Source organism: Pseudomonas sp. AC355, assembly GCF_979258205.1.
In genome coordinates this window covers 4,248,741-4,268,641 of the sequence record NZ_OZ409843.1, presented here as the reverse complement: position 1 = coordinate 4,268,641, position 19,901 = coordinate 4,248,741, and the positions used below count along the sequence as shown (strand labels likewise).

The 19,901-nt window shown below is 60.8% G+C and carries 16 protein-coding genes, 2 tRNA genes and 1 pseudogene; 2 read left to right on the top strand and 17 right to left on the bottom strand.

The window, feature by feature from the left end; genetic code table 11:
- Positions 1-13 precede the first annotated feature (13 nt).
- The 4 genes from rpsR to rnr form a co-directional block, all read right to left on the bottom strand.
- Entirely contained in the window at positions 14-244 is a 231-nt protein-coding gene (gene rpsR, locus ACZ0AI_RS19910) for a 30S ribosomal protein S18 (RefSeq protein WP_225835939.1), read from the bottom strand.
- Between the two features lie 28 nt (positions 245-272).
- The gene (rpsF, locus tag ACZ0AI_RS19905; protein WP_225835941.1) at positions 273-695 is read right to left on the bottom strand and encodes a 30S ribosomal protein S6; all 423 of its coding nucleotides are present in this window, start codon (positions 693-695) and stop codon (positions 273-275) included.
- A gap of 185 nt (positions 696-880) precedes the next feature.
- Positions 881-1,630 (bottom strand): 23S rRNA (guanosine(2251)-2'-O)-methyltransferase RlmB, encoded by a 750-nt coding sequence (gene rlmB, locus ACZ0AI_RS19900; protein ID WP_225835943.1) that lies wholly within the window; start codon positions 1,628-1,630, stop codon positions 881-883.
- Positions 1,627-4,116, bottom strand: a complete 2,490-nt coding sequence (rnr, locus tag ACZ0AI_RS19895; protein WP_463563352.1) for a ribonuclease R — start codon at positions 4,114-4,116, stop codon at positions 1,627-1,629. Before rnr ends, rlmB begins: the two co-directional genes overlap by 4 nt.
- A 201-nt stretch (positions 4,117-4,317) precedes the next feature.
- On the opposite strand from rnr, the gene ACZ0AI_RS19890 reads away from it, so the two are divergent.
- Together ACZ0AI_RS19890 and ACZ0AI_RS19885 are read left to right on the top strand one after the other, a co-directional pair.
- Positions 4,318-4,404 (top strand) — tRNA-Leu (locus ACZ0AI_RS19890).
- 83 nt (positions 4,405-4,487) lie between these two features.
- Positions 4,488-4,574: transfer RNA gene (locus tag ACZ0AI_RS19885), tRNA-Leu, on the top strand.
- 118 nt (positions 4,575-4,692) lie between these two features.
- Here ACZ0AI_RS19885 and ACZ0AI_RS19880 read toward each other — a convergent pair.
- The 13 genes and pseudogenes from ACZ0AI_RS19880 to ACZ0AI_RS19820 all read right to left on the bottom strand — a co-directional run bounded on the left by ACZ0AI_RS19880 (position 4,693) and on the right by ACZ0AI_RS19820 (position 19,844).
- On the bottom strand, positions 4,693-5,577 hold the full coding sequence (locus ACZ0AI_RS19880; protein ID WP_463565980.1) for a methyl-accepting chemotaxis protein: 885 nt from the start codon (positions 5,575-5,577) through the stop codon (positions 4,693-4,695).
- Positions 5,551-5,811: pseudogene (locus ACZ0AI_RS19875) on the bottom strand (HAMP domain-containing protein); the annotation flags it as partial. The pseudogene ACZ0AI_RS19875 and the gene ACZ0AI_RS19880, both read right to left, overlap by 27 nt.
- Positions 5,812-6,814: 1,003 nt before the next feature.
- Positions 6,815-8,107 carry an adenylosuccinate synthase gene (locus ACZ0AI_RS19870; protein ID WP_463563351.1) on the bottom strand — a complete coding sequence of 431 codons (1,293 nt, stop codon included), beginning with the start codon at positions 8,105-8,107 and terminating at the stop codon, positions 6,815-6,817.
- 79 nt (positions 8,108-8,186) lie between these two features.
- Positions 8,187-9,371, bottom strand: coding sequence for an ATP phosphoribosyltransferase regulatory subunit (locus ACZ0AI_RS19865; RefSeq protein ID WP_463563350.1), 1,185 nt, complete (start codon positions 9,369-9,371; stop codon positions 8,187-8,189).
- Between the two features lie 346 nt (positions 9,372-9,717).
- Complete coding sequence (gene hflC / locus ACZ0AI_RS19860; protein ID WP_225835948.1) at positions 9,718-10,587, bottom strand: protease modulator HflC; 870 nt, start codon at positions 10,585-10,587, stop codon at positions 9,718-9,720.
- Positions 10,587-11,774 carry an FtsH protease activity modulator HflK gene (gene hflK / locus ACZ0AI_RS19855; RefSeq protein ID WP_463563349.1) on the bottom strand — a complete coding sequence of 396 codons (1,188 nt, stop codon included), beginning with the start codon at positions 11,772-11,774 and terminating at the stop codon, positions 10,587-10,589. Before hflK ends, hflC begins: the two co-directional genes overlap by 1 nt.
- Positions 11,775-11,871: 97 nt before the next feature.
- On the bottom strand, positions 11,872-13,173 hold the full coding sequence (hflX, locus tag ACZ0AI_RS19850; protein WP_463563348.1) for a ribosome rescue GTPase HflX: 1,302 nt from the start codon (positions 13,171-13,173) through the stop codon (positions 11,872-11,874).
- Positions 13,174-13,187: 14 nt separating this feature from the next.
- On the bottom strand, positions 13,188-13,448 hold the full coding sequence (gene hfq / locus ACZ0AI_RS19845) for an RNA chaperone Hfq (protein WP_463563347.1): 261 nt from the start codon (positions 13,446-13,448) through the stop codon (positions 13,188-13,190).
- A 108-nt stretch (positions 13,449-13,556) separates the two neighbouring features.
- Positions 13,557-14,513 (bottom strand): tRNA (adenosine(37)-N6)-dimethylallyltransferase MiaA, encoded by a 957-nt coding sequence (gene miaA, locus ACZ0AI_RS19840; RefSeq protein WP_463563346.1) that lies wholly within the window; start codon positions 14,511-14,513, stop codon positions 13,557-13,559.
- A 69-nt stretch (positions 14,514-14,582) separates the two neighbouring features.
- Positions 14,583-16,457, bottom strand: coding sequence for a DNA mismatch repair endonuclease MutL (mutL, locus tag ACZ0AI_RS19835; protein ID WP_463563345.1), 1,875 nt, complete (start codon positions 16,455-16,457; stop codon positions 14,583-14,585).
- A complete protein-coding gene (locus ACZ0AI_RS19830; RefSeq protein WP_463565979.1) occupies positions 16,454-17,881 on the bottom strand; it encodes an N-acetylmuramoyl-L-alanine amidase in 1,428 nt (475 codons plus the stop codon). The genes mutL and ACZ0AI_RS19830 overlap by 4 nt, the downstream gene beginning before the upstream one ends.
- A gap of 8 nt (positions 17,882-17,889) precedes the next feature.
- The gene (tsaE, locus tag ACZ0AI_RS19825; protein WP_463563344.1) at positions 17,890-18,357 is read right to left on the bottom strand and encodes a tRNA (adenosine(37)-N6)-threonylcarbamoyltransferase complex ATPase subunit type 1 TsaE; all 468 of its coding nucleotides are present in this window, start codon (positions 18,355-18,357) and stop codon (positions 17,890-17,892) included.
- Entirely contained in the window at positions 18,345-19,844 is a 1,500-nt protein-coding gene (locus ACZ0AI_RS19820) for an NAD(P)H-hydrate dehydratase (protein ID WP_463563343.1), read from the bottom strand. Before ACZ0AI_RS19820 ends, tsaE begins: the two co-directional genes overlap by 13 nt.
- Positions 19,845-19,901 lie beyond the last annotated feature (57 nt).

The following is a 19,901-nucleotide window of genomic DNA, read 5'->3' as shown; positions in this document are numbered from 1 at the left end:
CAATCGTCCGATCTTATCGGCCGTGACCGTCGGTGTAGGGCAGCAGGGCCAGGAAGCGGGCGCGCTTGATAGCGGTAGCCAGCTGACGCTGATAACGAGCCTTAGTACCGGTGATACGGCTAGGAACGATTTTGCCGGTTTCCGAGATGTAGGCTTTCAGAGTGTTGAGATCTTTGAAATCGATCTCTTTCACGTCTTCAGCGGTGAAACGGCAGAATTTACGACGACGGAAGAAACGTGCCATGGGATTGGCTCCTCAAAAGATCCGTGGATTACTCGTCAGCGTTGTCGCTGTCGTTGTTGTCACTGTCATCGCCGTCATTGGACTCGGCATTTTCAGGACGCTCACGACGCTCACGGCGCTCACTGCGGTTTTCTTCGGCCTTGAGCATCTCGGATTGACCGATAACGGCTTCCTCACGACGGATGACAAGGTTACGGATCACGGCATCGTTGTAGCGGAAGTTGTCTTCCAGCTCGGCCAGGGCCTTGCCGCTGCACTCAACGTTCAGCATCACGTAGTGAGCCTTGTGAACGTTGTTGATGGCGTAGGCCAGTTGACGACGGCCCCAATCTTCCAGACGGTGGATTTGGCCGCCGTCTTCTTCGATCAGCTTGGTGTAACGCTCGACCATGCCGCCGACTTGCTCGCTCTGATCCGGGTGAACCAGAAAGATGATTTCGTAATGACGCATGAATGCTCCTTACGGGTTGTAGCCTGCCGCGAAATGCGATCAGACAAGGAGTGAATAACACTGTTGACTTGCTGAAACGGTAAGGCGCGAACGCACCGACCCTACGGCAAGGGGCAACATTCTAGAGAAGCCCCCCACCGCACGCAAGGTGAACTGGTGATATTTTGAACAGCGGGCCGGAAGCTTCAGCTCTTGAGCGAACGCCGCTGGCGCAGCGCTTCGAACAAACAGATACCGGTGGCGACCGACACATTGAGGCTGCTGACGCTGCCAGCCATGGGCAGCTTCACCAGATAATCACAGTGTTCACGGGTCAGGCGACGCATCCCCTTGCCCTCGGCGCCCATGATCAGCACCGTCGGCCCGGTCATATCCTGCTGGAACAACTCCTGCTCGGCCTCACCCGCGGTACCGACGATCCACAGACCGCGCTGCTGGAGCTTTTCCAGGCTGCGCGCCAGGTTGGTCACGGCCACCAGCGGAATAACTTCCGCGGCGCCACAGGCTACCTTGCGCACTACCGGCGTCAGCGTTGCGGACTTGTCCTTGGGCACGATCACCGCCAGCGCGCCCGCGGCATCGGCGGTACGCAGACAGGCACCGAGGTTGTGCGGATCGGTCACGCCATCGAGTACCAGCAGCAGTGGCGGGCCTTCACAACGGTCGAGCAACTCCTCGAGCATCGCCTCACCCCACACTTGGCTGGGGCTGACCTCAGCGACCACACCTTGATGCACGCCCTCGACCCAAGCATCCATTTCGCGACGCTCGCACTGGCCGACGGCGACGCGCGCCTGACCTGCCAGCTCGAGCAGCGGCTGAACACGAGGATCGCTACGGCCATCGGCAAGCCAGATCTGCTTCACCCGCTTGGGGTGATGGCGCAACAACGCTTCCACGGCATGCAAACCGTAGATCTTTTCCAACTGACTCATGACTTGGCCTTGCTCTTCGATGGCCCCTTGCGATGCCGACTCGGCTTACCGCCCTTGTCCGATGCCTTGCTGGCGCCCTTATCCGATTTGGAATCGGCCAGCAGCGCCTTCTTCACATCACGGCTTTTCTGCACGTCCGTGTTGCTGGTAGAACCAGTTCGCGAACTCTTGCCGCCACGGCTGTCTCGACCAGAGGCACTACGCTTGCGAGTTGCCGGCGCTTCATCAACACCCTGGGCCATCTCGAAATCGATCTTGCGCTCGTCTAGATCGACGCGCATGACCTTCACCGAAACGCTGTCGCCAAGTCGGAAGCTGCGGCCACTGCGCTCACCAGCGAGGCGATGATGCACAGGATCGAAGTGGTAGTAGTCGCCCGGCAGCGCGGTGACATGCACCAGGCCCTCGACGTAGATATCTTTGAGTTCGACGAACAGACCAAACCCGGTCACTGCGGTAATCACACCGGGGAAGGTTTCCCCAACGCGATCCTTCATGAACTCGCACTTGAGCCAGTTGACCACGTCACGCGTGGCCTCGTCGGCACGCCGCTCGGACATCGAGCACTGCTCGCCAAGCTGCTCAAGGATCGGCTCGTCATACGGATAGATACGCGCCTTGGGCATGCTGACCGCGCCGGCACGCTGAACGTGAGGCGTGTCCTGCTTGGAGCGGATCACGCTGCGAATAGCACGGTGAATCAGCAGATCCGGATAGCGACGAATCGGCGAAGTGAAGTGCGCGTAAGCGTCGTAATTCAGGCCGAAGTGGCCCTGATTGTCGGCGCTGTACACCGCCTGACTCAGCGAGCGCAGCATCACGGTCTGGATCAGTTGATAATCCGGACGCCCACGGACGCTCTCCAGCAGTGCCTGATAGTCCTTGGGCGACGGGCCGTCCTTGGACTTGCCACGGTGCAGAGAAAGGCCCAGCTCGGTGAGGAACCCCTTGAGTTTTTCCAGGCGCTCCGGCGGCGGGCCGTCGTGCACGCGGTACAACGCAGGAATGCCGTGCTTCTGCATGAACGCTGCAGTGGCCACGTTGGCCGCCAGCATGCACTCCTCGATCAGCTTGTGGGCATCGTTACGCTGAGTCGGACGAATCTCCGCGATCTTGCGTCCGGCGCCAAAAATGATGCGAGTTTCCTGGGTTTCGAAATCAATCGCACCACGCTCATGACGCGCCGCGAGCAGAACCTGATACAGCGAGTACAGCTGATTGAGGTGCGGCAGCACTTCCTTGTATTCGCTACGCAGCGCCTTGCCTTCGCTGCTCTTCGGCTGCTCGAGCATCGCACTGACCTTGTTGTAGGTCAGACGCGCATGGGAGTGGATCACTGCCTCGTAGAACTGATAGTCGGTCATCTTGCCGGTCTTGGAGATGGTGATCTCGCAGACCATGGCCAGACGGTCGACTTGCGGATTCAGCGAGCACAGGCCGTTGGACAACTCTTCCGGCAGCATCGGGATGACCCGCTCCGGGAAGTACACCGAGTTGCCACGCACCTGAGCCTCAGCATCCAGCGCCGAGCCGACCTTCACATAATGCGAGACGTCGGCGATAGCGACGTAAAGCTTCCAGCCGCCCGAGAACAGCCGCCAGTTGCCACCGTTCTTTTCGCAGTACACCGCATCGTCGAAGTCGCGCGCATCTTCACCATCGATGGTGACGAAGGGGATGTGCCGCATGTCGACACGATTTTCCTTGTCCTTCTCTTCGACTTCCGGCTTGAGCTTGCGCGCTTCCTTGACCACAGCTTCGGGCCAGACATGAGGAATGTCGTAGCTGCGCAACGCCACGTCGATCTCCATGCCCGGCGCCATGTAGTTGCCGACCACTTCGGTCACGTCGCCCTGGGGCTGAAAGCGCGGTGTTGGCCAGTGAGTGATCGTTACTTCGACAAACTGCCCCTGCTTGGCGCCACCATTACGGCCCGCCGTCACCAGCACTTCCTGCTGGATCTTCGGGTTGTCGGGGATCACGAAGCCGATACCGCTCTCTTCGTAATAACGGCCAACGATGGTCTCGTGACCACGGGAGATCACTTCGACAATCGCGCCTTCGCGGCGACCACGGCGGTCGAGGCCGGAAACCCGGGCCAGTGCGCGGTCACCATCGAATACCATGCGCATCTGTGCCGGGCTAAGAAACAGATCATCGCTGGCATCATCGGGCACCAGAAAGCCGAAGCCGTCACGGTGGCCGCTGACACGACCGAGGATCAGGTCGAGCTTATCCACGGGCGCGTATGTGCCGCGGCGCGTATAAATTAACTGACCGTCGCGCTCCATGGCGCGCAGCCGGCGACGCAGCGCCTCGGCCTGCTCTTCGCTGGCCAGCCCTAACTCGTCGAGCAGCTCCTCACGGTTGGCGGGGGAGCCGCGCTCAGCCAAGTGCTGAAGAATCAGCTCGCGGCTAGGGATGGGGTTGTCATACTTTTCCGCTTCACGAGCGGCCTCGGGATCGAGGGATTGCCAATCGGCCATTAGAACCTGTTCACCTTATCTATAGAGTCGGTTTTGCCATGTGTCTATTGAAGCGCGAAAGCGCCCTTCGGGTCAGCTTTCGACACGATTAATTTTTCGCTGACAGGGGTTTACAAGGTAAAAGCACGACCGTATAGTTCGCGCCCACAGCGTCGAGGAGACGTTGTAACACGGAATAGATGAGCAATCATCCGTTTCAGTGCCCAGGTGGCGGAATTGGTAGACGCGCTGGTTTCAGGTATCAGTGACCGCAAGGTCGTGGAAGTTCGAGTCTTCTCCTGGGCACCAAATTTCGTGAAGTAGCTTGATAACCTACTTTGCAAATAACGGACGTAATGATCCGTACCGGCAACGGTGAACATTACTGCAGTGCCCAGGTGGCGGAATTGGTAGACGCGCTGGTTTCAGGTATCAGTGACCGCAAGGTCGTGGAAGTTCGAGTCTTCTCCTGGGCACCAAATTCAAAAAACCGAGCCAATGGCTCGGTTTTTTATTGCCCATAGGAACGTGCCTGCTGCAGACCAATAGCCAAGAAACCCGGCAGCCGCCAGGCTTCTTCCAGCAACAGCGGCCGAGTTAAACCTTGAACTGCCCGAGACTGGCCTTCAACTGTCCTGCCAGACCATCGAGCACGCGACCGCTATTGGCCGTCGCCGCCACCGCCTCGGCCGCACGCTGAGCCTCGGAATGAATCACCTCGACCCGCCCACGCACCGCATCAGCGCCCTCGGCCTGATGAGCCGCCGCCTGAGTCGCCGTATTGATCGCGCCATGCACGTCTTCCACGGAGCGCTGCACAGTCTGCTGGATACGCGCACTCTCGCGTAGCGCTGCCAGCCCCTGATCAGCCTGCTGACCGGCTTGAGCAATGGCGCTAACCGCCTCACGAGCCCCCTGCTGCAAAGCGACGATATGCGACTGGATATCGCCGGTCGACTGCTGGGTCTTGCTGGCCAGCGCCCGCACCTCATCAGCCACTACAGCAAAACCACGGCCACTCTCCCCCGCACGCGCCGCCTCGATAGCGGCATTCAGGGCGAGTAGGTTGGTTTGCTCGGCGATAGAGCGGATAACCGTCAGCACCACCTCAATCTGCTCGCTCTGCTTGGCCAGCCGCTCGATTACAGCTGAGCCGGCATCAACGCGCTGAACCAGCTCTTCGATGGAACCACCCACGCGCTTGGCGATGGTGGCGTTTTCCTGGGTTGCCTGACGAATCGCCTCGACCCTCTGCAGAGCTTCCTGCATGGCGCGACTCTCGGCTTGCGCCTCATCGGCCATCGCCGCCAGCGCCTGCAAGCTGGCCGCCACTTCATCACGCTGCCTTTTGGCAGCCGACTCTGCCGCAGCGCTACGCGCCGTCAACGCACTGATTTCCTGGCCGGTACGCACCGCCACCTCGCCAGCCTCGCGCACGATGGGCTGCAATTTGGCAACGAAACGATTGACCGCCGAAGCCATTTCACCAACCTCGTCACGGCTGTCGATCTCGATACGCCGGGTCAGATCACCCTCGCCCGCCGCCAGATCGTCGAGCGCGGCGATCAAGGTACGCAGACGCACCACCACACGGCGACCGAGCACGATAGCCAGTGCCAGCAGCACCCCCAGACCGACCACAGCCAGCCCCAGCCCGATGCGCCAGCGCAGATTCGAGGCAGCAGCGTCGACTGCCGAACTGGTATTGGCCGACATTCCCTGAGCCGCCTGTTGCGCCGCAGCCAGGCGCGCCGACAACGCAGCGGCGCTTTCGGTGGAAGCACCGGCAAGGCTATCGGCAACCAACTGACCGCCGCTGGCCAGCAACGCCTCGAAGCGTGAATCGATAGCGGCCAGCTCGGCATCGATGGCGGACGTGGACACCCCCATCAGCACCTTGCCAATCTCCACCCCATTGGGACTGATACCGGCCTCGACGAAGTACACGGTAGGATCGCTCTTGGCAGCGTCGATGACCTTGTCCAGCGCGCGCTCACCCGCCCCTTTCTCGAGCATGGCCTTGACCTGCTCGTTCTGGCGGTTGAGGTAACGGGTCAGATGGTTACCCTCGGCATCGTCGTATATGACGAAAAGCACATTGGGGTTACGCTGCGCACGCCGCGCGAACTCGGACAGCGCCGGCACATCGGAATCCCACATGGCTCGCGGGGCCACAGCAGCGAGCAATTGCGCCAGATCATTGGCGGAATCCTTCAGGCTTTTCTCCAGACTGGCACGTATCTGCACACGCTCGTCACTCAGCCGACTCGAAAGCCCCGCAGAAAGACTCTCTCGAGTACGCACCGAAAGCCCGCCCAGACTCGCGGAAACCTCCTGATTGGCCTGCTCCAGCTCACTGGAAAGGCGTCCGGCATCGCTGCCCAACTGCCGCTCCAGATCAGTCACCAGGCGGTCTACCGTACTACGGGTCAACGCCAATACCAGCAGCACCTGAACGAACAGCGCGATACCCAGCGCAATGAACACCGGCAGCAATAGACGACTGCGAAATAGCGACAGAACAGCAACCACGGGAAATCCTCCGACCGCCAGAGCAGCGGCAACTTCAAGGTAGGATAATGACAAAGCAAGGCGCGTGCCGAATGACAGCACATCGCCACATCAACCCGAGTATGAGTGCCCGCCAAATGAAAACGGGTCGCACAAAGGCGACCCGTTTTCATGACGTGCTCACGACTCCGAGGGGAGCCGCCGATACTCAGGCGAAAGGATGGCGCAGCACGATGGTCTCGTTGCGATCCGGCCCGGTGGAGATGATGTCGATTGGCGCGCCAACCAACTCTTCCACACGCTTGATGTAGGCACGAGCGTTAGCCGGCAGCTCTTCCAGGGTTTTGGCACCCAGGGTCGACTCGCTCCAGCCCGGCATCTCTTCGTACACCGGCTCCAGACCGATGTAGCTGTCAGCGTCGGTCGGAGCGTCGATCACCGCACCACCCTGGTTCTTGTAGCCAACGCAGATGTTGATGGTTTCCAGCCCATCGAGCACGTCCAGCTTGGTCAGGCACAGGCCCGAGATGCTGTTCACATCGATAGCACGACGCAGGATAACCGCGTCGAACCAGCCGCAACGACGTGCACGGCCGGTGGTCGCACCGAACTCGTGGCCACGCTTGGCCAGGAACGCACCCACATCGTCGAACAACTCAGTCGGGAACGGGCCAGAACCCACACGCGTGGTGTAAGCCTTGGTGATGCCGAGGATGTAGTCCAGGAACATCGGGCCCACGCCCGACCCCGTAGCGATACCGCCAGCGGTGGTGTTGGAGCTGGTCACGTACGGATAGGTACCGTGATCGATATCCAGCAGGGAGCCTTGGGCGCCCTCGAACATGATGTCTTTGCCAGCACGACGCAGATTGTGCAGCTCGGCAGTGACGTCGAGCATCATCGGCTTGAGCAGCTCGGCGTATTCCATACACTCGTCGAGAGTGGTCTGGAAGTCGATAGCCGGCTCCTTGTAGTAATTCACCAGCTGGAAGTTGTGATAGTCCAGCAGCTCGCCGAGCTTGGCGGCGAAACGCTCACGATGGAACAGATCACCGATGCGCAGGCCACGACGAGCAACCTTGTCTTCATAAGCCGGGCCGATACCACGACCGGTGGTACCGATCTTCAGCTCCCCACGCGCTTTTTCGCGCGCCTGGTCGAGGGCGACGTGATAGGACAGGATCAACGGGCAGGACGGGCTGATGCGCAGGCGCTCGCGCACCGGCACACCCTTCTCTTCCAGCTTGGTGATCTCGCGCAGCAGAGCGTCGGGTGCAACCACCACGCCGTTGCCGATCAAGCACTGCACGCCTTCGCGCAGCACGCCCGACGGGATCAGGTGCAACACAGTCTTCTCACCGTCGATCACCAAGGTGTGGCCCGCATTGTGGCCACCCTGATAACGCACCACCGCAGCGGCATGTTCGGTCAGCAGATCGACGATCTTGCCTTTGCCCTCATCACCCCATTGGGTGCCCAGGACGACGACATTCTTACCCATAACACTTGTCCTCTTCGCGCAAGCTTGAGCCGGTCACGGCCGGCGAAAGTAATTCAGAATAGACGACCAGAGTGGTCATTCAGTCCAGCGCCAGCACCTGCCAGCGACCGTCACGCAATAACAGCTGGCGATCACAGCGCGATTGCGCAGCCTCGCTCAACTCCTGACCCGGCAATGCCTGTACCACGCGTTCACCTTCCGCGCGCAAACGGCGAACCGCCTGCCACAGGTAGACGTCATGGCTGTCCGGGGCCCAAATGCCAGCGGGCTCTTCGCCGAGCGGCATATTGCCCAGACTTACCAGCGTCTTCAGATCGGTGGAGAACCCGGTGGCTGGGCGCGCACGACCAAAGTCGGCGCCGATATCGTCATAGCGACCACCCTGGGCGATGGCCTGGCCTACAGCCGGCACAAACGCGGCGAACACCACACCGGTGTGGTAGTGATAACCACGCAGCTCACCCAGATCGAAATACAGCGGCAGCTCCGGATAGCGCAACTCCAGCGCATCGGCGATAGCCAGCAAATCATCCAGCGCGGCGTGCACGTCATCCGGCGCCTCGACCAGACAAGCCTGAGCCAGGTCGAGCACTTCGCGGCCACCACACAACTCGCCAAGCGCACGCAACATGCGACGCAGTGCGTCCGGGAGCGAGTCGGTCAGGGCATCGATCTCGTCCATGGCCTTGCGCTGCAGGGCGTCGAACAGCTGCTGTTCGACCTCACCGGACAGCTCGGCGGCACGCGCCAGACCGCGGTAGATACCGACATGACCAAGATCCATGTGCACATCCGGCACCTCGGCCAACTCCAGGGTATCGACCAGCAGACTGATCACTTCGACGTCGCTGGCCGGGCTAGCATCGCCATACAACTCGGCGCCAAGCTGGATCGGACTGCGCGATGTGGTCAGCGCCCGCGGCTGCGCATGCAGCACGCTACCGGCATAACACAGCCGGCTCGGGCCCTCACGACGCAGCGTATGCGCGTCGATGCGTGCCACTTGCGGCGTGATGTCGGCGCGAAAGCCCATCTGCCGGCCGGACAGCGGATCGGTCACCTTGAAGGTGCGCAAATCCAGATCCTGACCAGCACCGGTCAGCAGCGACTCCAGGTACTCGATATGAGGGGTTACCACGAATTCATAGCCCCAGCGCTGGAACAGATCCAACACCTGACGACGCGCGATTTCGATGCGCGCCGCTTCCGGAGGCAATACTTCTTCGATCCCATCTGGCAGCAGCCAGCGGTCTACGGTCGCCATTTCGCCATTTCCCTCTTGATTCGGGCGGCACAAGCCTTCAGTGAAGCGGATGGAAGGCCGAACGCGGCAACAGGCCGGTCAGCTCCAGGAACGGGCATCGAGACGATCAGTGAATTGATTGCACGAAGCCCCCACGCCAGCGGCGTGGAAAGGGGCAAGGTCAAAAACCTTGAAAGACAGAACGTAACGCTCAGTTCGTGCCGCATGATTCCCACAGGCGTAAAAAAGCCGGGATTTTCCCGGCTGCCGCATCATACCACGGCTGAGGCCACAGGCCACAAGCTTCAGGCTACAAGCGGTCACCCGCCATACCGTCACCTGCTGCTTGCCGTCTGTGGCCGCCTTTTCAGGGCCGCGATTTTTCCAGGTAACGGAAGAATTCGCTGCTCGGATCCAACACCAATACATCACGCTTGTCGGAGAAGCTCTCACGATAGGCGTTCATGCTGCGGTAGAAGGAATAGAACTCCTGATCCTGACCGTAGGCTTTGGAGTAGATAGCAGCGGCCTGGGCGTCACCCTCACCACGCAGTTCCTCGGCCTGGCGATAGGCTTCAGCGAGCAATACACGCTGCTGACGATCGGCGTCGGCACGAATACCTTCAGCCAGCTCCTTACCCTTGGCGCGATGCTCGCGGGCCTCACGCTCACGCTCCGAACTCATACGATCGAATACGCTGCGATTGACCTCCTTGGGCAGGTCGATGGCCTTGACGCGAACGTCCACCACCTCGATACCCAGCTCACGCTGCGCCGCACGGTTGAGCGATGCAGTTACGTCAGCCATCAACGCATCACGCTCACCAGATACCGACTCATGCAGGGTGCGCTTACCGAACTGGTCACGCAACGATGCCTCGAGACGACGCGACAAACGCTCATCTGCGATCTGCTTCATACCCGATGTTGCGGTGTAGTAACGCTCGGCATCCAGCACACGCCACTTGGCGTAGGCATCGACCATCAACGCTTTCTTCTCAAGAGTGAGAAAGCGTGAATTGACAGTATCGAGCGTCAGCAGACGAGCATCGAACTTGCGCACCTGGTTGACGTACGGAATCTTGACGTGCAGGCCAGGCTGAACATCCGGCTCGACAATACGACCGAACTGCAACAGCACCGCACGCTCGGTTTGCGCCACGATGTAGAAGCTGCTCCAGGCGATCAGTGCCAGTACAACCCCTACGATCAGGGTCACCAGTGATTTATTGCTCATCAACGGCCCTCCCTTGTACGTGGGTCGCTCGGCGCTACATTGTTACCTACGCGCGCGCCAAGATCTGCCGCACCGGCGCCGGAGACGCTATTGGACGTGCTGCTACCACCACGACTGTCGATCATTTTGTCCAGCGGCAGATAAAGCAGGTTGTTCTGCCCCTTGTCGCCAGTCACCATCACCTTGCTGGTGTTACTCATCATCTGCTGCATGGTGTCCAGATACAGACGCTCACGAGTCACCTCGGGAGCCTTGCGGTATTCAGCTACCAGTGCAGTGAAACGATCTGCCTCACCTTGAGCGCGCGAGACCACCTCATCACGGTAACCACTGGCATCTTCGATCAGACGCTGGGCCTGACCGCGAGCTTCCGGAACCACGCCATTGGCGTAGGTTTCTGCCTGATTCTTCTCACGCTGCTCGTCTTCACGGGCACGAATCACGTCATCGAAGGCTTCCTGCACTTCACGCGGCGCCGCAGCACTCTGCAGGTTCACCTGGGTCACAGTGATACCGGTGCGATAAGTATCAAGGAACCGCTGCAGACGCTCGCGCACATCACCAGCCATCTGCTCACGACCTTCAGTCAGCACCTGATCCATCTCGGTGGAGCCCACCACATGACGTACGGCGCTGTCGGTCGCATGCTGCAGACTGGTTTCCGGCATGTCGACGTTGAGCACGAAGTCCTGCAGGTTACTGATCTTGTACTGCACCGTCAGCGGTACTTCGATGATGTTCTCATCTTCGGTCAACATCTGCCCCTGCTTGCTGTAAGCACGCTCACGGGTGACGTTTTCCTGGAACTTGCGATCAATCGGCGGGAAATAGATGTTCAGGCCCGGGCCGACCGTCTCGTGGTATTTACCGAAACGCAGCACGACGGCCTGTTCCTGCTCATCGACCACATAGATAGCGTTGTACAGCCAAAAGGCGCCCACGACGGCCAGCGCAACGAACAGCAGGCCGAAACCGCCACCCTTGCCTCTGGAACCATTGTTGTCACTGCCGCGTTTCTTGCCGCCACCGAACAAACCATTGAGTTTGTCCTGCAGCTTGCGGAAGGCTTCGTCAAGATCCGGTGGTCCCTTGCGGTCACCGCCGCCACCGCCGCCGTTATCACGACGACCGCCGCCACCCCAGGGATCCTGATTGTTCGAATTGCCACCCGGCTCATTCCAAGCCATAGCGCTCTCCATACTAATAAAGCAAAGACGCGCCAACGGCGCGCCCACCAATGCTACAGAATGCCCGCTTCCAGCGGCAAAATCACCGTTGCAGGCTTTATTGCAAAGTGTGTTGTTCGATGAACTCTAGCGGCTGCAGGCCTTCGCGGCTGACCAATCGGTTCAACTCGACGCGAGGAATACGCACCTGCAAAAGACTGCTGCCATCATCAGTGTACGACTCTTGCTGCACCGCACCCAGCTCGAAGAACTGCGCCCGCAGGCGAGCCAACTGCTGCGGCAACTGCAGGGTAGCAACGAACAGATCATCACCCAGCAGCTCTGCCACCGCCTGTTTGAGCAGCGACAAACCGCGCCCATCACGGGCCGACAGCCACACCCGCTCGGGCTTACCATCGGCATTACGCTGGATCTGCGGCTCGACACCCTCCAGCAGATCAAGCTTGTTGTAAACCTCGAGCACCGGAAGATCCTGCGCACCGATTTCGCCCAACACCGCCAGCACCTGCTCGATCTGCGCCGTGCGCTCGGGCTCGTGAGCATCGATAACGTGCAGCAGCAGATCGGAATTACTTGATTCCTCAAGCGTGGCACGGAAGGCTTCGACGAGCTTATGCGGCAAGTGACGAATGAAACCCACGGTATCGGCCAGCACCACCGGCCCAAGATCGTCGAGCTGCAAACGACGCAGAGTCGGGTCGAGGGTAGCGAACAGTTGATCGGCGGCGTAAACATCCGACTCGGTCAGCGCATTGAACAGCGTGGACTTGCCGGCGTTGGTATATCCAACCAGAGAAACAGAGGGGATGTCGGCGCGCTTGCGCCCACGGCGTGCCTGCTCGCGCTGACTACGCACCTTCTCCAGCTTTTGCTTGATCTGGCGAATACGCACACGTAACAGGCGCCGGTCGGTTTCAAGCTGGGTTTCACCCGGACCACGCAGACCGATACCACCTTTCTGTCGCTCAAGGTGAGTCCAGCCACGTACGAGACGTGTGCTCATGTGATCGAGCTGAGCCAGTTCGACTTGCAGCTTGCCTTCATGAGTACGCGCGCGCTGGGCAAAGATATCGAGGATCAGACCCGTGCGATCCAGAACGCGGCACTCGAACGCTCGTTCGAGGTTACGCTCCTGACTGGGCGTCAGAACATGATTGAAGATGACCAGGTCGGCCTCATGGGCCCGCACCTGGTCATGCAACTCTTGCACCTTGCCGCTGCCAATGAGGAATTTCGCAGTCGGCCGACTGTTCGGCACACTGAAAAAAGCGACAGCGTCGGCACCCGCAGACAGAGCAAGCTCTTTAAATTCCTGGGGATCCTCGCTCGCCTCGGTGTTTTGACTATCCAGATGAACCAGGATAGCCCGTTCACCCCCTTCATGGCGCTCGAAGAACAATACAGCCCCCTGGATTAAGCGTTGCCTGGCTCGGACTCAGCCTGATCAGTCTCGGAAACACTTGGCAGACGAACCGGACGGCTCGGCACCACAGTGGAGATAGCGTGCTTGTAAACCATCTGGCTGACGGTGTTCTTCAGCAGGATGACGAACTGATCGAAAGACTCGATCTGCCCCTGCAATTTGATGCCGTTGACCAGATAGATGGAAACCGGTACGCGTTCCTTACGCAGGGTATTGAGGTAAGGGTCTTGTAGCGAATGCCCTTTTGACATGTGCCGCACTCCTAAATGGATCGATAATTGAATAGGTATGAATGATGTATTAACCAACGAACAGCTTTGGCACGCCCCTCACAAGGATAGACGGCCCGCGGCAAGGTCTCAGTTCAATATGGAGACCGTCGCCAAGTATTTCAAGGCACGTGGCAGATTGTCGCAATCGAGACTATCGAGCCAGTGCAGATTTTCCCAACTACGCAACCAGGTGAACTGCCGTTTGGCCAGTTGCCGGGTGGCAATTACGCCGTGTTCACGCATCAGTGGCGCACTCAAGCGTCCCTCCAGATGCTCCCAGACCTGCCGGTAACCCACCGCCCTGATCGACGGTAGCTCAGCGTGCAGGTCACCACGCTGATGCAGCCGTTCGACCTCGGTAACAAAGCCCTGTTCCAGCATCAGGTCAAATCGTTGCGCGATTCGCTCGTGAAGCACTGATCGCTGAGCGGGCGCGACCGCCAGTTGCGCCACAGTATAGGGGAAACGCCCCGCTGCTGAGCTGTCTTCATTCTGTCGCAGACGCAATTCGCTCATGGTCATGCCGCTGACCTTGAATACTTCCAGAGCGCGCACCAAGCGCTGAGGGTCGTTAGGGTGAATGCGCGCGGCTGACTGCGCATCCACTGCACGCAGCTCCTCATGCAATACGTCCCAGCCTTCGCGCTGCCCTCGCGCCTCAAGCTCGGCACGTATCTCGGCATTGGCTCCTGGCATATCGGCCAGGCCATCGCATAGGGCTTTGAAGTAGAGCATCGTACCGCCCACCAGCAGGGGAATGCGTCCCTGTGCAGTGATCTTGGCCATGACATCCAAGGCATCGCGGCGAAACTCGGCAGCCGAGTAAGCATCAGCTGGGTCGCGGATATCTATCAGATGATGAGGAAACGCCTCGAGAGTGGCCTTGTCCGGTTTGGCCGTACCGATATCCATCCCCCGATAGACCAGCGCGGAATCCACGCTGACCAGCTCGCAGGGCAAAACCTGAGCCAACGCCAGCGCCAGATCGGTCTTGCCTGCTGCGGTCGGGCCCATCAAGAAGATCGCGGGTGGAAGGGAAGACATCGCAAAACTCAAATGAACGGCGGCGCATTTTCAGCGCATGGGCTGCAGCTCGCAAGCGCGGCGCGCTTGTTACTGACCGCGCATGAACAATTTATCCAACTGATCCATGCTCATCTGCGTCCAGGTCGGCCGGCCGTGGTTACACTGGCCACTGCGCTCAGTCTGTTCCATATCGCGCAGCAGACCATTCATCTCCGGCAGCGTAAGACGCCGATTGGCACGCACCGCACCATGGCAAGCCATGGTGCCGAGCAGTTCGTTGAGATGGGCCTGAATACGGTCACTGGTGCCATACTCGAGCAGATCAGCGAGCACATCGCTGACCAGCCGTGTCGCCTCGGCCTGCTTGAGCAGCGCTGGAATCTGCCGGATAGCCAGCGCTTCCGGGCCGAGCCGCTGCAGTTCGAAGCCCAGCTTCTGGAACCACTGCCCATGCTCTTCGGCACAATCCGCCTCTCGCTGACTCACTGCGATTGATTCGGGCACCAGCAATGGCTGGCCGCGCAGCCCCTCACTGGCCATTGCCACCTTGAGACGCTCGTACATGATGCGTTCATGGGCTGCATGCATGTCCACGACCACCAGGCCATGGGCACTTTCAGCAAGAATGTAGATGCCCTTGAGCTGAGCGATGGCATAGCCCAGCGGCGGAATATCGCCCTGCGCTTCCGGCAATGAGACAGGGGCACTGCCCGCAGACATCGGCGCGAAGAACTCCCGATACACACCCTGAGCTTCCGCAACAGGTAGCGACGACTCGCTGCGCTGCCCCTGATAGCCGGCACCCGGCGAACGCCAGACGGACTCCGCAGGCCGCTCCAGCACACTGGCTGCCAGGCCCATCTCACCCTGGGGGCCGAATTCACCAGCAGCCTGACCGGTAGGGCGCAGCATGGTGTCGACGGCGGCCGGCGTGGCCAACTGATCTTCCGGCCGCACTTCGCCGAGAGCCCGATGCAGGGTGCCGTAGAGGAAGTCATGCACCGTGCGCCCCTCGCGGAAGCGCACTTCGTGCTTGGTCGGATGCACGTTCACATCCACTGCCGTCGGATCGATCTCCAGAAACAGCACGAAAGTCGGGTGACGGCCGTTGAACAGCACATCGCGATAAGCCTGACGCACAGCATGGGCGACCAGTTTGTCGCGCACCATGCGGCCGTTGACATAGAAATACTGCAGATCCGCCTGACTGCGGGAGAAAGTCGGCAACCCGACCCAGCCCCACAGGTGCAGGCCGTTGCGCTCGATGTCGATGGGTAGCGCCTGTTCCAGAAAGCCAGAGCTGCAGACCGCAGCCACACGCCGCGCGCGACTGGCGTCGTCGTTGGCCTCGTGCAGTGAGAGAATGTTCTTGCCGTTGTGACGCAGGTGAAAGGCCACGTCGAAGCGGGCCAGCGCCAGGCGCTTGATCACCTCCTGTAGATGATCAAATTCGGTCTTTTCGGCTTTCAGAAACTTGCGGCGCGCCGGCGTATTGAAGAACAGGTCACGCACTTCCACCGAGGTGCCAACCGGATGTGCTGCCGGTTGCACACGCGGCTGCATGTCACGGCCTTCAGTCTCCACCTGCCAGGCCTGATCGGCATCGGCAGTGCGCGAGGTGAGGGTCAGCCGTGCGACCGAGCTGATCGATGCCAGGGCCTCACCGCGAAAGCCCATACTCATGACCTGCTCAAGATCCTCCAATTCGCGAATCTTGCTGGTGGCATGGCGAGCCAGAGCCAGGGGCAGGTCATCCGCCGCGATACCGCGACCATCGTCACGCACACGCAGCAGCTTGACGCCACCCTGCTCGACATCCACTTCGATACGCTTGGCGCCGGAGTCCAGGCTGTTTTCCAGCAGCTCCTTGATGACCGAAGCGGGGCGCTCGACCACTTCGCCGGCGGCGATCTGGTTCGCCAGCCGCGGGCTCAGCAGCTGGATGCGCATCGCTTCACTCATGGCTGGGCAGCCAGCGAGGTAGCGGGGATCTGCAGGGTCTGGCCGACCTTGATCACATCGGTTTTCAGTGAATTGGCGGAGCGCAGCGTCGCCAGGCTGATTTGGTAGCGCTGCGCGATCAACGCCAGGCTTTCACCAGAGCTGACCCTATGCTCGCGCGGCCCCTGGGCGATCTTGCCGTTGTCACGCAGCCAGGCAATGTAAGTGCCCGGCGGCGGATTCTGCTCGAAGAACTGTTTGGCACCCGTAACGATCGAGCGCGACAGACTCTTTTGATGGCTGGCGGAATGCAGCTTGCGCGCCTCACTGGGATTGGAGATGAACCCGGTCTCCACCAGGATCGAAGGAATATCCGGGGACTTCAGCACCATGAAGCCTGCCTGCTCTACGCGACGCTTATGCAGCGGGGTAATTTGCCCCATCTGCCCGAGCACCTTCTGCCCGACGTTCAGACTGGACGACAGCGACGCGGTCATCGACAGGTCGAGCAGCACACCAGCAAGCATCCGATCCTTGTCCTCAAGGCTGACGTTGCCGGCACCACCAATCAGGTCGGATTGATTCTCCGAATCGGCCAGCCAGCGTGCGGTTTCAGAGGTGGCGCCGCGATCCGACAAGGCATACACCGACGCACCGAAGGCGGCAGCACGAGGTGCAGCATCGGCGTGGATGGAAACGAACAGATCGGCGCCCTTCTTACGGGCGATCTCGGTGCGCTTACGCAACGGAATGAAATAGTCACCGGTACGCACCAGCTCACCACGGAAGCCTTTCTCGGCGTTGATCTGACGCTGCAGTTCCTTGGCGATGGCCAGGGTCACGTTTTTCTCGAATTGGCCTTTGGTAGGGCCAAGAGCCCCCGGATCTTCGCCACCATGACCCGCATCGATGGCAATCACGATATCGCGCTTGCCACCTGGCACAGGCGCCAACTTGGGCGGAGCCTGAGTCGGTGTGACCGGCACAGGGGCATCGACGGTTGTGGTCGTGGACAAGCTTGGGGCAGCATCTGACGGCTGATCGAACAGGTCGAGCACCAACCGATTGCCGTACTGCTGATTCGGCGCCAGGGTGAAGCTCTTCGGCGTGACCTGGGACGACAGGTCGATGACCACGCGCAAGTCATCGGCAGTGCGCTGCGCCGAACGCACGGCGGTGATCGGCGTGTTGCTCAGTGGCAACTTGTCCAGCGCGGTGGTCAGTTTGGCGCCACTGATATCGATCACGATACGATCCGGCGCCGTCAGGGTGAACACACTGTGCTGCACCGGCCCGGAAAGGTCGAAAACCAGACGCGTGTTGTCCGGCGCACGCCAGAGGCGAACGCTACGCACATCCGACGCGGCCCACACGTCGACCGTCATGACCGTCAACATCAGCCCGACCGCGATCAATCGCGCGCCTATGCGCATACCCGCCCCCACTTTCTTGTTCATGCTCTGGCAACCAATGCGGCACACCAGCTATCACCCTTCGCACCATGGCTGCGAAGTAGCAGCGACCGGCCACCCGCTCGCGGGGTAATGGTAATGTCCATGTCAGCCTTTGGCAAAACGCCAACGCCGCGCTGTGGCCACTCGATCAGGCACAAGGCATCGCCTTCGAAGTAATCGCGGATACCCAGGAACTCCAATTCCTCCGGATCGACCAGCCGATAGAGGTCGAAATGGAAGGCACGGATCGAGCCGATTTCGTACGGTTCGACTAGGGTGAAGGTCGGGCTTTTGACCGCCCCCTTGTGCCCTAGGCCTTGCAGCATGCCGCGCGAGAGCGTGGTCTTGCCCGCGCCGAGGTCGCCTTCGAGGTAGATAACCCCGCGTCCTTCGGTGACATTGGCGATACGCGCGCCGAGCGCCAGCATGGCGTCTTCATCGGCGGCGAACAGTTCTATTTCCGACAAGCGGCTCGCTCCTGTAACAAATGGCGGATAGCGTCGCACAGATCGCTCGCCGCCAGACCATTTCCTTTTCCTGCCAGGTACTCGCCCGCCCCGGCATGTAGCCAGACGCCCAGGCTTGCAGCCTGCCATGGTGTACAACCCTGAGCGAGCAGCGCACCGATCAGCCCGGCCAGCACATCCCCCAGGCCGGCACCGGCCATTACCGGGTCGCCACGATCGCAGACCAGCAGGTGCGCCGCTGGGTCGGCGATCAGCGTGCCGGCGCCTTTCAATACGCAGACCACTTGATAGCGCTGGGCCAGAGCTCTGGCTGCGGCGGGTCGATCGGCCTGCAACGCCTGGATCGAGATCCCGAGCAGGCGGGCCGCTTCGCCAGGGTGCGGGGTAATCACGCTACCAGGGGCAATGCTCACGGCACCTGCGGCGAGCAGATTGAGCGCATCGGCGTCCCATACCTGAGCAGCTGGTGACGCGGCTGCAGCCGAAATCAAGCTGCGAGCCCAGGCATTCTGGCCGAGACCTGGCCCGACCACCCACACGGTGATTTTGCCGCCAAGCCCGCGCAACTGGTTGGCCGAGGCGACCGCCAGACTCATCACTTCCGGCAGTCGAACCTGCGCAGCACCGAGATGCTCGCCGCGGGTCGCCAGGGAGACCATACCGGCACCGCTGCGCAGGGCACTCTGCGCCGACAGCAACGCGGCGCCACCGGTGCCGTGATCACCGCCGACCACCAGCACGTGACCCAGCTGGCCCTTGTGAGCGGTTGGTGGCCGGGCGGTCAGGTGCGGCAGAACATCGCCGGCCAGACGCTGCGCCGCCCACGGCTGACTCGCGACAATCTGCGCGTCGACCTGCAGGTCGTCGAACAGCAGACGGCCGACATGATCGAGCGCCTGGCCCAGAAACAGGCCGACTTTCAGGCCGATCAGGGTCACGGTGAGCTGGGCGGCTACCGCTACGCCCAGAACCTGACCGGTATCGGCGCAGATACCCGAGGGAATATCCACCGCCAGCACCGGGCGACCACTGTGATTCATCCATTCGATGGCCGCAGCGTAGGGCTCGCGCACCGCACCTGCCAGGCCGGTGCCGAGCAGCGCATCGACCAGCACACCCTGCGCTTCGTGCCCTGACTCCCAGGCAATCACCTCGACTCCGGCGGCCACGGCTTCATCGCGCGCCAGGGCTGCGTCACCCTGCAGGCGCTGCGGCTCTGCCACTGCCAGCACACGAACCTGCCACCCACCACGCAGTGCCAATGCCGCCAGCAGATAACCATCGCCGGCATTATTACCGTGCCCAGCTACGACAGTGACCGCACCGGCATCCGGCCAACTGCGGCGCAGGGCCCGCCAGATGGCGTGTGCAGCGCGCTGCATGAGCACCAATCCTGGCGTGCCGGCAGCGATCAGCGCAGCGTCCAGCGCGCGCACCTGGGCGCCGCTGTAGAGTGCGATAGGAAGATCGTCTGATGAATGCCGCATGCCTGTGCTCCGATGTCTGGCAGAATTATACGTCGACTAATCCAGATTCCCGCCCAG